Source organism: Dyella sp. OK584, assembly GCF_057787755.1.
Genome location: NZ_CM173542.1, coordinates 2948134 through 2961124 on the forward strand (window position 1 = coordinate 2948134; position 12991 = coordinate 2961124).

The 12991-nt window shown below is 63.3% G+C and carries 11 protein-coding genes; all 11 read left to right on the forward strand.

Annotated elements, in window-relative coordinates; translation table 11 throughout:
* Positions 1-217: 217 nt before the first annotated feature.
* The 11 genes from AC3CBN_RS13280 to AC3CBN_RS13330 all read left to right on the forward strand — a co-directional run bounded on the left by AC3CBN_RS13280 (position 218) and on the right by AC3CBN_RS13330 (position 12970).
* Entirely contained in the window at positions 218-610 is a 393-nt protein-coding gene (locus tag AC3CBN_RS13280) for a SpoIIAA family protein (protein WP_488633484.1), read from the forward strand.
* Entirely contained in the window at positions 607-792 is a 186-nt protein-coding gene (locus AC3CBN_RS13285) for a hypothetical protein (protein WP_488633485.1), read from the forward strand. Before AC3CBN_RS13280 ends, AC3CBN_RS13285 begins: the two co-directional genes overlap by 4 nt.
* Positions 793-886: 94 nt before the next feature.
* Positions 887-2560 carry an asparagine synthase B gene (gene asnB, locus AC3CBN_RS13290; protein WP_488633486.1) on the forward strand — a complete coding sequence of 558 codons (1674 nt, stop codon included), beginning with the start codon at positions 887-889 and terminating at the stop codon, positions 2558-2560.
* Positions 2561-2809: 249 nt separating this feature from the next.
* Positions 2810-3935 (forward strand): peptide chain release factor 2 gene (prfB, locus tag AC3CBN_RS13295; protein ID WP_488633487.1). Its coding sequence is split into 2 segments (ribosomal slippage): positions 2810-2884 and positions 2886-3935, totalling 1125 coding nucleotides; the frame shifts between segments, so codons are not numbered across the junction.
* Positions 3936-3979: 44 nt separating this feature from the next.
* Positions 3980-4273, forward strand: a complete 294-nt coding sequence (locus AC3CBN_RS13300) for a hypothetical protein (protein WP_488633488.1) — start codon at positions 3980-3982, stop codon at positions 4271-4273.
* A gap of 106 nt (positions 4274-4379) precedes the next feature.
* Positions 4380-5900: a lysine--tRNA ligase gene (gene lysS / locus AC3CBN_RS13305; RefSeq protein WP_488633489.1), complete on the forward strand. Its 1521-nt coding sequence runs from the start codon at positions 4380-4382 to the stop codon at positions 5898-5900.
* Positions 5901-5903: 3 nt separating this feature from the next.
* Positions 5904-6209: a YciI family protein gene (locus AC3CBN_RS13310; protein ID WP_488633490.1), complete on the forward strand. Its 306-nt coding sequence runs from the start codon at positions 5904-5906 to the stop codon at positions 6207-6209.
* Entirely contained in the window at positions 6206-6469 is a 264-nt protein-coding gene (locus tag AC3CBN_RS13315; RefSeq protein ID WP_488633491.1) for a BolA family protein, read from the forward strand. Before AC3CBN_RS13310 ends, AC3CBN_RS13315 begins: the two co-directional genes overlap by 4 nt.
* Before the next feature lie 265 nt (positions 6470-6734).
* Positions 6735-10244 (forward strand): chromosome segregation protein SMC, encoded by a 3510-nt coding sequence (gene smc, locus AC3CBN_RS13320; RefSeq protein WP_488633492.1) that lies wholly within the window; start codon positions 6735-6737, stop codon positions 10242-10244.
* A 9-nt stretch (positions 10245-10253) separates the two neighbouring features.
* Positions 10254-11264 (forward strand): cell division protein ZipA, encoded by a 1011-nt coding sequence (zipA, locus tag AC3CBN_RS13325; protein ID WP_488633493.1) that lies wholly within the window; start codon positions 10254-10256, stop codon positions 11262-11264.
* A gap of 134 nt (positions 11265-11398) precedes the next feature.
* Entirely contained in the window at positions 11399-12970 is a 1572-nt protein-coding gene (locus tag AC3CBN_RS13330; protein WP_488633494.1) for a phospholipase D family protein, read from the forward strand.
* Positions 12971-12991 lie beyond the last annotated feature (21 nt).

Genomic DNA, 12991 nt, shown 5'->3' on the forward strand with positions numbered 1-12991 from the left:
TCCGCACTGCCATCGACGAACTGCGTCTGGCCGGTGAGAGAGCGGTTGCCGTGCCCTATGCACGCGATCGTCTCGAGCGCGTCTGCTGCGACCCTGCCGAGTTGAAGGCTGCGTCTCCTATCCTGGCCTGAATGCTACCGCCCGGGACGCAGCATTCGTGACGCATCCGTAACGCCGGTTTTGCGATACAGGAAGCATCACCGCTGGGAGGCTTGCCATGATCGAGCAGATTCAAGGACTGCCTCCGGGCGCACTGGGTTTTCGCGCTAATGGGCAAGTGACGGCTGCCGACTACGAGCGTGTGCTGGTGCCAGATATCGAAGCGGCTTTCGCTGTGAATAGAAAGCTGCGGCTGCTTTACCATGTGGGTCCGGATTTCACCGGGTTCGATCCAGGCGCCATGTGGGAAGACGCCATGCTTGGCTTTCGGCACTTCAGTGGATGGGATCGTGTTGCATTCGTGACAGATGTCCAATGGTTGCGGATTACCGCCAAGGCCATGGGTTTTGCCGTGCCGGCGCAATTCAAACTGTTCCACAATGCCGAGCTGGATACGGCCATGAACTGGATTGGCGAGCCTCGCCCGGAAGACGAAGATAGGAACAAATGAAACTGTTGGCGAAGCGCTTGCCAGCAGACTCGGCATGTGTTGAAGTCGATGCCATGTCCTTCAACTTCGCCTGCATGAAAGCCATGACCGCCGCATCCACGACGGCTAGTGGCTGCATGTGTGCGTTGAACAACAATAACGCCAACAACAATACCCGCATCAATGGGTGGGCCGGCGTGTAAGCAACAGACTAAACATACACACGCAAAAAGGCCCGCTCCCAGCGGGCCTTTTTGTTTTTGCGCCACATGAAAAACAACCCAAGGAATCTGTGTCATGTGTTCGATCTTCGGCATGTTCGACCTGCAACCTGGCGATGACCTGGCTGCATTGCGCCAGCAGGCGCTGGAGCTTTCACAACGCCAACGCCATCGCGGACCGGACTGGAGCGGCGTGTTCGTCGATACCGGCGTAATCCTCGTGCATGAGCGGCTGGCCATTGTCGACCCGGCGAGCGGCGCACAGCCGTTGCACTCGCGCGATGGCGCGCTTGCGCTGGCCGTGAATGGCGAGATCTACAACCATCGTGAGCTGCGTGCTGCCAGCGTTTATGACTTCACCACGGGTTCGGACTGCGAGGTGATCAACGCGCTGTATCGCGAACAGGGCACGCCGGACGAATGGGTGGCCAAACTCAATGGCATCTTTGCGTTCGCATTGTGGGACAGCGAGGCGGCGCGTTATGTCATCGCGCGCGATCCCATCGGCGTGTGTCCGCTTTATTGGGGACACGACAGTGTAGGGCGCTTGTGCGTGGCTTCAGAGATGAAGGCACTGGTGGGCGTTTGCGCCGACGTTGCGCCATTCCCACCCGGACATATCTACGACAGCGTCGATGGCGAACTTCGTCGCTACTACCACAAGCCTTGGCGGAACTACGCGAGCACCGCAGGCCATGACGTGGCGCCGCATCAGTTGCGCGAGGCGTTCGAGCAGGCCGTGCATCGCCAGTTGATGACCGACGTACCCTATGGTGTGTTGCTCTCGGGCGGCCTTGATTCATCGCTGGTTGCCGCATGCGCCGCGCGTTTTGCACGGCATCGCGTAGAGGAGGACGATCGCGCCGAGGCGTGGTGGCCGCGCCTGCATTCCTTCGCGATTGGACTGGAAGGTTCGCCGGATCTGGCCGCTGCACAGGTGGCGGCGGAAGCGCTGGGCACGGTACATCACGGTTTCATCTATACCTTTTGGGAAGGGCTGGATGCGCTGCCCGAAGTGATCCGCCATATCGAGACCTACGATGTCACCACCATTCGCGCATCCACGCCGATGTACCTGCTCGCGCGAAGGATCAAGGCGATGGGCGTGAAGATGGTGCTGTCGGGCGAGGGTTCCGATGAGATCTTTGGCGGATACCTGTACTTCCACAAGGCTCCGTCGGCAGAGGCCTTCCATGAGGAAACCGTGCGCAAGCTCGATGCCTTGCACAGTTACGATTGTCTGCGCGCGAACAAGTCGATGATGGCCTGGGGCGTGGAAGCGCGCGTGCCGTTTCTCGATTTGGAATTCCTCGATGTGGCGATGGGGATCGATGCGCGTCACAAGATGGCGGGGCAGGGCCGGATGGAAAAGGCCGTACTGCGTGAAGCGTTCCAGGGTGCATTGCCCGACGAGATCCTGTGGCGGCAGAAAGAGCAGTTCAGCGATGGCGTCGGTTATGGCTGGATTGACGGGCTCAAGGCGCATGCCGAGCAGGCGGTGAGCGATCGCGAGTTCGCGGCAGCGGCGGCACGCTTTCCGCACAACACGCCGGCCACCAAGGAGGCGTACCTGTACCGGCGCATTTTCGAACGCTTCTATCCCGGACAGGCGTGTGCGGAAACCGTGCCGGGCGGCAAGTCGATCGCATGCTCGTCGCCGGCGGCGTTGGCGTGGGATCCGGCGTTTGCAGGGGCAGCGGATCCCTCCGGGCGTGCGGTGAAAGGGGTGCATCAGCAGGCGTTGGCGTGACGCTTTTGGCTTCCTCTCCCCTGCGGGGAGAGGACTGAGGTGAGGGGCGGGTGTTTGCGATGGGGCTTTACATAGAGCCGCCTTTGAAAAGGCGGTATCGCCAGGTTGGCCCCTCACCCCAACCCTCTCTCCCACAGGGACTACCTTCGGGTCGCCCGGAGGGGAGAGGGAGTACTGCGGTCGCGCCTTGCCGGCAAATCTTGGTCCTCTGTTATCCTAAAGGGCTGCTGATACGGAACCTCAACCCAAATGATCGAAACCAATCCGATCCTTGCGCAGATTGCGGACCTCAAGGGCCGCGTCGAGTCGCTTAGGGGGTATCTTTGACTACGCCACCAAGCGTGAGCGTCTCGAAGAAGTAAGCCGCGAACTGGAAAGCCCCACCGTGTGGGACGATCCGCCGCGCGCACAGGAGCTGGGCCGCGAACGCGCCCGCCTGGAAACCGTCGTCAGTGGCATCGACACGATGACCGCAGCCCTGATCGACGCAGGCGAGTTGCTGGAAATGGCGGCTGCCGACAACGACGAAGACACCGCCAACTCGGTAGTCGCCGACCTGCGCGGCCTCGATGCCAAGGTGAGCAAGCTGGAATTCCAGCGCATGTTCTCCGGCAAGATGGACGCCAACAACGCCTTCGTGGACATCCAGGCCGGCGCCGGTGGCACCGAAGCGCAGGACTGGGCCGAAATATTGCTGCGCATGTACCTGCGCTGGTGCGAATCGCGCGGCTGGAAGACCGAGTTGATGGAAGTCAGCGGTGGCGAAGTGGCCGGCATCAAGTCCGCCACCTTCCGTGTGGAAGGCGACTACGCCTACGGCTGGCTGAAGACCGAGATCGGCGTGCACCGCCTGGTGCGCAAGAGCCCGTTCGATTCGGACAACCGCCGCCACACCAGCTTTACCTCGGTATTCGTATCGCCGGAAGTCGATGACGATATCGACATCGATATCAATCCGGCCGATCTGCGCACCGATGTGTACCGTTCGTCCGGTGCCGGTGGCCAGCACGTGAACAAGACCGAGTCGGCCGTGCGTATCACGCACATACCGACCAATACGGTGGTGGCCTGTCAGACCCAGCGCAGCCAGCACGCCAATCGCGACCACGCCATGAAGATGCTCGCGGCCAAGCTGTACGAGCTGGAACTGCAAAAGCGCAATGCCGAGAAGGACGCGCTGGAAGCGAGCAAGTCAGACATCGGCTGGGGCAGCCAGATCCGCAACTACGTGCTCGACCAGAGCCGTATCAAGGACCTGCGCACCGGCATCGAGCGCTCCGATACGCAGAAAGTGCTCGATGGCGACCTGGATGAATTTATCGAGGCCAGCTTGAAATCGGGCCTGGATGCGGGCGCCAAGCGGGTGGACGCGTAATCGCCGGGTCATTGAATTTATCCGATCATCGACGAGGTGCCAGCATGAACAGCGGGAAGCTCTTCCGGATCCTCATCGCGTGCGCAGCGCTGGCGGCATTCTGCGGCGCGGCAAGCGCGCAGCAGGAGGCCTCCGGCCAGGGCGTCAAGCAGGATGCAAAGGCCGCCGGCCATGACATCGGCAACGGCGCCCGCGACATTGGGCACGCGACGAAGGGTGCGGCCATCTCGGTGGGGCATGGCGCGAAGGAGGCTGGCCACGGCATCGCGCATGGTGCGCGTGAGGGCTGGGACGCCACCAAGCACGCGGTCAAACAGGTATTCGGCAAGGGCGATTGACGGGCGGCGCTGTTGCGGTGAGAACCGTCTCGCCCGTCCGACAATCTGACGACCAATGAAAATGCGCCCGCCGACCGACGCGGGCGCCTGCAGCTACGGAAAACTCATGAGTGAACCGACCGATACCCAGCCCATCGACGAGAACAAGCTGATCGCCGAGCGTCGCGAGAAACTGACTGCGTTGCGCGGGCAGGGCATTGCGTTCCCCAACGACTTCAAGATCGACAGCTTTGCAGGTGATTTGCAGGCCGAGTTTGGGGATAAGGACGTCCATACGTCCGAAGTCATCGAAGTCGCCGCGCGCCGCGTCAAGGTGGCCGGCCGCATCATCCTCAAGCGTGATCAGGGCAAAGTCGCTTTCGTGCAGATGCAGGATTTCAGCGGCCGCATCCAGCTGTTTATCCATCAGGGCACGGTGGGCGAAGAGACCTTCAAGGCATTCAAGGGCTGGGACCTGGGCGACATCGTGGGCGCTGAAGGCGTGTTGATGCGCACCAAGACCGGCGAGCTGTCGGTGAAGGTGGACGTGCTGCGCCTGCTCACCAAGAGCCTGCGTCCTCTGCCCGACAAGCGCCACGGCCTGGCCGATGTGGAGCAGCGCTATCGCCAGCGCTACGTCGACCTGATCGTCACCGAAGAGGCGCGCCGCACCTTTGCGCAGCGTTCGAAGATCATCGGCTTCATCCGCAAATGGCTCGAAGCCGAGCCGCGCCGCTTCATGGAAGTGGAAACGCCGATGATGCACGTGATTCCGGGCGGCGCCACCGCGCGTCCGTTTGTCACGCATCACAACGCGCTAGACATGGACCTCTACCTGCGCGTGGCGCCGGAGTTGTACCTCAAGCGCCTGGTGGTCGGCGGCTTCGATCGCGTGTACGAGATCAACCGCAATTTCCGCAACGAGGGCGTGTCCACCCGGCACAACCCCGAGTTCACCATGCTCGAGCTCTACCAGGCCTACGCCACACACACCGAGATCATGGACCTCACCGAGGAAGTGATCCGCGCGTCGGCCCAGGCCGTGATCGGTACCACCAAGCTCACTTGGGAAGGCACCGAGATCGACGTAGGCCCGGCGTTCCGTCGCTGGAGCATGGAGGAGGCGGTGCTGGAGTTGAATCCGGAAATTCGTCGCGACGAGTTGCGTGACCGCGATGCGCTTGCCGCCCACGCCAAGCGGCTGGGCTGCCAGGCGAAGGCCGATTTCGGCTGGGGTCGCCTGCTGCTGGAGATCTTCGAGAAGACGGTGGAGCACACGCTGATCCAGCCGACCTTCATCACCGACCATCCGGTGGAAGTCTCGCCGCTCGCCCGCGAGAGCGATACCAAGCCGGGCATCACCGATCGCTTCGAGTTGTTCGTCAACGCCAAGGAGCTCGCCAACGGCTTCTCCGAGTTGAACGATCCGGAAGATCAGGCCGCGCGCTTTCAGGCCCAGGTCAACGCCAAGGCCTCCGGTGACGACGAGGCCATGCACTTCGACGCTGACTACATCCGAGCGCTGGAAGTGGGCTTGCCGCCGACGGGTGGTCTGGGCATCGGCATCGATCGTCTGGTGATGCTGCTGACCAACGCCTCGTCGATCCGCGACGTGCTGCTGTTCCCCTATATGCGCCCCGAGGCCTAATTCATGTGGTTTGCTATCATTGGTACGGATGTACCTGATTCGCTTGAAAATCGTAAAGCCGCTCGCCCAGCACATATTGCCCGTCTACAGCAGCTGCTGGACGAAGGGCGCTTGCTGGTGGCCGGTCCGTTCCCGGCCATCGACTCGGAAGATCCGGGCCCGGCCGGCTTCACCGGCAGTCTGATCCTGGCCGAATTCCCTTCGCAGGCCGAGGCGGAGACCTGGGCCAAGGCCGATCCCTACGTGGCCGCCGGCGTCTATGCCAGCGTCAGCGTCAAGCCGTTCCGCAAGGCGCTTCCGGCGGCATGAACGCCTCGATGGTCGAGCAGATCCGCGAGCGCCTGCAGCAGGCGCTCGATCCAATGGCTCTCGAAGTGCTGGACGAGGGCCACAAGCACGCCGGCCATGCCAACGAAGGCAAAGGCCATTTCCACGTGCGCATCGTCAGCGCGGCATTTGCCGGCCAGCTGCCGATCAAGCGGCATCGCCAGGTCTATGCAGCGCTGCAGGGGCTGATGGACAACGGCATCCATGCGTTGTCCATTGATGCAAAGGCGCCCGGCGAATAGCCTCGCCCTACGGGTTACCGTCATCCCAGCGGACGCTGGGATTCAGCACCTTCAGTGTCCCGGCGTACTGCAAAGTCGCAGGATCCCAGCCGTAGCTGGGATGACGACAAAGAGCAATAAAAATAAATCCTTTAATAACATTGATTTAAGAATCGATATTAAAGTGAAACATCCTGCTGAAACGCATTGCGGCCATGGCTTACGTTTGGCACAGTGACCCATCGCCCGAGTGCCTCGGGCATCCCTCCAAGATGCTGATGCCCGAATGCGCCTGACCACGATCAAACTCGCCGGCTTCAAGTCCTTCGTGGACCCGACCACCCTGCACTTGCCGACCAACATGACTGGCGTGGTGGGGCCCAATGGTTGCGGCAAGTCCAACATCATCGACGCCATCCGCTGGGTGATGGGTGAGAGCGCGGCCAGTCGCCTGCGCGGCGACTCGCTCACCGACGTGATCTTCTCCGGCTCCAACTCGCGCAAGCCGGTGGGTCAGGCCACGGTCGAGCTGATCTTCGACAACAGCGACGGCACCATCCAGGGCGAGTACGGCCAGTACGCCGAGATCTCGGTGAAGCGCCAGGTTAGCCGCGATGGCCAGTCCGCCTACTTCCTCAATGGCGCGCGCTGCCGCCGCCGCGACATCACCGATCTGTTCCTCGGCACCGGCCTGGGTCCGCGCAGCTATTCGATCATCGAGCAGGGCATGATCAGCCAGATCGTCGAGGCGGCGCCCGACGAGCTGCGCATGCACCTGGAAGAGGCGGCCGGCATCTCCAAGTACAAGGAGCGGCGCAAGGAAACCGAGAGCCGCATCAAATCCACTCGCGAGAACCTCGATCGCGTGCGCGACGTGCGCGACGAAGTGGACAAGCAGCTCGAACATCTCAACCGCCAGGCCCGTGCCGCCGAGCGCTGGAAAGCGCTGAAGGAAGAGCAGGTCCGCAAGGAGGCCGAGCTGCGCGCGCTCGAATACCGCAGTTTGAAGAGCCAACACGACGGTGAAGGCCAGGGCCTGTCCGCCGCCGAGATCGAGATCGAGAAGCAGCTGGCCGGGCAGCGCCATGTCGAGGCGCAGCTGGAAAGCGTGCGCGAGCGCCACAACGGCGCCTCCGAGCATTTGAATGCGGTGCAGGCCGAGGTCTACAAGGTCGGCGCCGAGATCGCCCGTGTCGAACAGCAGGTGCGCTACAACCGCGAGACGGCCGACCGCCTGCAGCGCGCGCAGGCCGATACCGAACGCGAGCACGCCGAACTGGCCGAGCACATCACCAACGACCGCACCCAGGTGGAAACCCTGAGGATGGCGCTGGCCGAAGGCGAGCCGAAGCTCGAAGCCCTGCAGCAGATGCAGGACGACACCACCGAATCGCTGCGCGACACCGAAACCAAGCTGGCCGACTGGCAGCAGCGTTGGGATACGCACACCCGCACCGCGGGCGAGTCCAGCCGCGCGGCCGAAGTGGAGCGCACCAAGCTCAACTACCTTGACCGCCAGGCCGTTGACCTGTCGCGCCGTCGCGAGACGCTGGAAGCAGAGCAGAAGGCCACCGACGTGGCAGCGCTCGACGCTGCGTCCGAGCAGCTGCATATCGAGCACGACACCCAGCGCGAACGCGTGGAATCGCTGGGTAGCCTGCTCGACCAGCACAAGACCAGCCACGAAAAGGTGCTGGACGAGGAACGCCAGGTGCAGTCCTCGCTCAACGAGGCGCGCCAGCAATTGCAGACCGCACGCGGTCGCCAGGCTTCGCTCGAAGCACTGCAGCATGCCGCGCTGGGCCAGGACGAAAGCGCTGCCAGTGGTTGGCTCGCACGGCTGGGGCTGGACAAGTCGCGACGCCTTGGCGAGTCGCTGCAGGTGGAAGCGGGCTGGGAAACCGCCGTGGAAACAGCGCTGGCGGGCTTTCTCGACAGCGTGCTGGTGAACGAATCGCACGCGCTGGCCGCCGAGTTCGGCTCGCTGGAGAACGCCGACGTGGCGCTGGTCGATGCTGCCGAAGGCGGCATCAATACCGCCGGCACGTTGGCGGCGCATGTGCGTGGTCCCGCTTCGGCCATGGCCATCCTTGCCCATGTGCTGACCGCCGATTCCATTGAGCACGCGCACCAGATCGTGGCTGGCCTGTCGGCGTTGGCGCCTTACCAGTCGGTGATGACACGCAACGGCGAATGGCTGGGTCCGGGCTGGGCGCGCGTGCGTCGTGCGCAGGGCAACCAGGTGGGTGTGCTGGCACGCGAGCGCGAGATGCGTACGCTGGCCGAGCAGATCCTTGCGCTGGAAGAGCGCATCGAGGAAGCCACCAACACGCTTGATGATCTGCGCACGAGCAAGTTCGAAGCCGAGCGCGCCCGCGACGACGCGCAGCGCGAGTTGTACAACGCGCACCGTCGCCAGTCCGAACTGGCCGGCCAGCTGCAGAGTCATCGCGGCAAGATGGAAACCGCACGCGCGCGCGCCGAGAAAGTGACCGGCGAACTAACTGACTTGATCAACCAGTTGGACGAACTGCAGACGCAGACGCGCGATGCGCGTGCGCGCCTGGACGAATCCGTCGGCCACATGGGCGACATGGAAGACCAGCGCCGTGAACTGGAGAACGAACGCCGCGCCTTGCTGGAATCGCGCGAAGAGGCGCGCATGAATGCGCGCGAGGCGGCGGACCAGGCTCATGCACTGGCGCTGTCGATGGAATCGAAGCGTTCTTCGCTGACTTCGCTGGAACAGTCGCTGGCCCGCATGGAGACCCAGCTTCGCCAGATTGAAGCGCGTCGCACAGAGATCACCGAACAGCTTGTCGCCGGCTCGGACCCGATTGCCGAGCTGGAAGCCGAGCGCCAGACCTATCTGGATCAGCGCCTTCTCGTCGACAAGCAGCTGGTGGAAGCACGCCGCGCGCTGGAAGACTGCGACGCCGAATTCCGTCGCCTTGAGCAGGAGCGCCATCGCATCGAGCAGGGCCTCAACGGCCTGCGCGAAAACCTGTCGCAGAAAAAGCTCGCCGCACAGGCACTGCATCTGCGGGCCGAGCAGCTGGCCGAAGCGATCACCGCCTCCGGCCTCGAACTCGAGCCGCTGCTCGCCGAACTGGTGGAAGACGCCGACGCCAGCCAGTGGCGCACGCAACTCACCGAGATCGGCCAGAAGATCGTGCGCCTGGAGCCGGTGAACCTCGCCGCGATCCAGGAACATGCCGAGCAGAGCGAGCGCAAAACCTACCTCGACAACCAGCTCGCCGACCTGGTCAGCGCGATGGAGACGCTGGAGGCGGCGATCAAGAAGATCGATCGCGAGACGCGCCAACGCTTCAAGGAAACCTTCGACCGTGTGAATGCCGGCGTGCAGGAGCTGTTCCCGCGCCTGTTCGGCGGCGGCCATGCCTACCTCGAACTTACCGGCGACGATCTGCTCGACACGGGCGTCGCGATCATGGCTCGCCCGCCGGGCAAGCGTGTGTCCAATATCACGCTGTTATCCGGCGGTGAGAAGGCACTGACTGCGGTATCGCTGGTCTTCGCCATCTTCGGCCTCAATCCGGCGCCGTTCTGTCTCCTCGACGAGGTGGACGCGCCGCTGGACGAGGCCAACGTGGGTCGCTTCTCCAACATGGTGAGGGAGATGAGCGAGAAGGTGCAGTTCATCTTTGTCAGCCACAACAAGGCCACCATGGAGGCGGCCTCGCAGCTGTGCGGCGTGACCATGCGCGAACCGGGCGTGTCGCGCCTGGTGCAGGTCGATCTCGCCGAAGCGGCTAAACTTGCGGGCGCAGCTTGAGGACTTGATATGACCGCGCAACCCATACTTGCCTTTGCCTGGAATCCCGCCGTGGGCATTCCGATGCTGATCGTCGGCCTGATCGTGCTCGCACTGATCTGGTTGTTCGGCCTGCCAAAGAAAGAGCAGGGCAGGCGGCGTATCGTGCCCGGCCCCTCCGGTGAGCGGCGCGAGCCGACCTTCGGTGGGGAGGGCGGGACGCAGGACGAACCGTCCTTCAGCGCTCGGGACGATTTCCACATGGACTCGCTCGATGACCGTGCTCCGCAACAGGGCGAGCTGGACATGGGGCTGCGCGAGGAACTGGAACGACTCGGTGCCACGCTGGCCGGTGGCAAAAACAGGATCGATCCGGCGCCGCTTGGCAAGCCGCAGGGCATTGCCGCATCCATCGTCGACGCACTGCGTGCGCCGCCGGAGCAGTTCGAGCAGAACCTTGCGCATGGAAACGGGCACGAGCCGGCGCCGCGTGCGACCGAGCCCGCGCCTGCTGCAGTGGCTGCACCGGCGCCTGCACAGGCTGCGCCTCGTGTGCCACAGCGCTCCGATCTGGGCCGTCGGCCGGAGCGCATGCCCGTAGAACGCATTGTCACCTTGTTCGTGGTGGCCCGCGAAGGCAGCGTGTTCAACGGCGCGGACCTGATCGTGGCCGCCGAGAAGGCCGGGCTGGAATTCGGCGACATGGGCATCTACCACCGCCTGGTGGATGGCAAGCGCGAGCTGGGCCCGATCTTCAGCGTGGCCAACATGCTCAAGCCGGGTAATTTCGACCTGACCCGGCTCGATGCACTACGCACGCCGGGCCTGAGTTTCTTCATGACCTTGCCGGCGCCGATCCCTGCACTGGATGCGTGGGACACGATGCTGCCCACCGCGCAGCGCCTCGCCGAGTTGCTGGATGGCCAGGTGCTGGACGAGGAGCGCAACGCGCTTGGTCGCCAGCGCGTGGCGCATATCCGTGACGAACTGCGCGGCTGGGACCGCGACCACGAGGGCAAGGAAATTACCTTCGGCCGGTAGTCGGGTTTCTTGCAGGAGCGCACCCAGTGCGCGAACAGCCTATCCCCTAAAGAGCCTCGCCATGCCGTAACGCGGCAAGGCCGGTCGCGCACCGCGCCCTCTCCTGCATTAGAGTTCATGCCAAGGAGGGGAGCATGGACTGGACACTGTTGCGTCGCCTTGCCTGTTTGGGGCTGCTGGCGCTAGCCGCCTGTACCCATTCGGACCTTCGCCCCGACTATCCACGCGTCCCCAGCACCATGTTGCCGGTGCAGGCGGATGCGCCGCTGGTTGCCTATGCGTCCCGCATCGCGTCGCAGCACGGCACCGAGTCGGCGCTGCGCCTGATCAGCGATTCCAATGACGCCTTGCTGGCCCGCATTGCGCTGGCCAATCGCGCGGTGCATTCGCTCGATCTGCAGTACTACATGTTCCACAGCGATGCGACCGGCGAGCTGCTGGCGGAGCGTCTGCTGGCGGCGGCCGACCGTGGCGTGCGCGTGCGCCTGCTGCTGGACGACCTGCACGTGGCCGGCAATGACGATGTGCTGCGCGTGCTCGACGGTCACCGCAACATCGAGATCCGGCTGTTCAATCCGTTCCTGGAGCGCAACTCATCGTTGTGGGGCATAGGCAAGCAATTCGCCGGGGATTTCTCGCGGCTCAACCGGCGGATGCACAACAAGGCTTTCATTGCCGACGGCGCGATGGCCGTCGTGGGCGGACGTAATATCGGCGACGAATATTTCGATGCCGACAGCACCGTCAATTTCCGGGACCTCGACGTGTTGGTGGCGGGACCTGTAGTGGCGGAAGTCGGGCAAGTTTTCGATCGCTACTGGAACAGCCAGCAGTCATTTCCCATCGCCGCTTTCCACAAGAACGCCCCCAACCCGGACGAGTTGGAGAAAATCCGCAAGACGATGGTGGCCACGGCACGCCAGTTCAGCCAAAGCAGATACGCGCAAAATCTGGTGAGCCGCGTGGGCGACCTCGCCCGTGAAACACCGGCCACGGAGTGGGCCTGGGGGCGGGCGACCTACCTTGCAGATGATCCTGACAAAGGCAATCCCGATGCCGATGGCAAGGATCTGCACATGGCGCCTGCGATCCGCGCATGGACGGATACGGCACAGCATCGGCTGACCCTGATCTCTCCGTATTTCGTGCCGGGTGACAAGGGCACAGCCTATCTACAGGGCATTCGCGAGCGCGGCGTAACGGTGGAGGTGCTCACCAATTCGCTGGCGTCCACCGATGCTGGCAACGTGTATGTGGCCTATGCGTCTTATCACGTGCCGTTGCTGAAGGCGGGCATCCAGCTCTACGAGTTGAAACCCGACGCGCGGCGCAGCGGTGGTGGCAGCCACTTCTTCGGTTCTTCGTCTGGCAACAACAGCCTGCATGCCAAGGCCTTCGTGGTCGACGACCAGCATGCATTTGTAGGTTCGATGAACCTGGACCCGCGTTCGGTTCACCTCAATACCGAAGACGGGGTAATCGTCGACTCACCCGCGCTCGCCAAGGCGCTGCTGGCGATCTTCGCCGACGCCACGAAGCCCGAGCACAGCTACCAGGTGCTGCTCGACCCGAAGGGCGACGTGTATTGGGAGGCGAAGCAGCCGGGCGGGGAGATGATCCGCTACGACCATGCACCCGAAACCAGCTGGTGGCGTCGCTTCAAGGTCAACGTGGGTGGCTTGCTGCCGGTCGAGGGCCTGCTCTGAACGTGTATCGATCAGCCACTT

Excerpts from the sequence above, each read along its gene's own strand:
- AC3CBN_RS13280 (WP_488633484.1), top strand. The coding sequence starts at position 218 with ATGATCGAGCAGATTCAAGGACTGCCTCCGGGCGCACTGGGTTTTCGC.
- AC3CBN_RS13285 (WP_488633485.1), top strand. The coding sequence starts at position 607 with ATGAAACTGTTGGCGAAGCGCTTGCCAGCAGACTCGGCATGTGTTGAA.
- asnB (WP_488633486.1), top strand. The coding sequence starts at position 887 with ATGTGTTCGATCTTCGGCATGTTCGACCTGCAACCTGGCGATGACCTG.
- AC3CBN_RS13300 (WP_488633488.1), top strand. The coding sequence starts at position 3,980 with ATGAACAGCGGGAAGCTCTTCCGGATCCTCATCGCGTGCGCAGCGCTG.
- lysS (WP_488633489.1), top strand. The coding sequence starts at position 4,380 with ATGAGTGAACCGACCGATACCCAGCCCATCGACGAGAACAAGCTGATC.
- AC3CBN_RS13310 (WP_488633490.1), top strand. The coding sequence starts at position 5,904 with ATGTGGTTTGCTATCATTGGTACGGATGTACCTGATTCGCTTGAAAAT.
- AC3CBN_RS13315 (WP_488633491.1), top strand. The coding sequence starts at position 6,206 with ATGAACGCCTCGATGGTCGAGCAGATCCGCGAGCGCCTGCAGCAGGCG.
- smc (WP_488633492.1), top strand. The coding sequence starts at position 6,735 with ATGCGCCTGACCACGATCAAACTCGCCGGCTTCAAGTCCTTCGTGGAC.
- zipA (WP_488633493.1), top strand. The coding sequence starts at position 10,254 with ATGACCGCGCAACCCATACTTGCCTTTGCCTGGAATCCCGCCGTGGGC.
- AC3CBN_RS13330 (WP_488633494.1), top strand. The coding sequence starts at position 11,399 with ATGGACTGGACACTGTTGCGTCGCCTTGCCTGTTTGGGGCTGCTGGCG.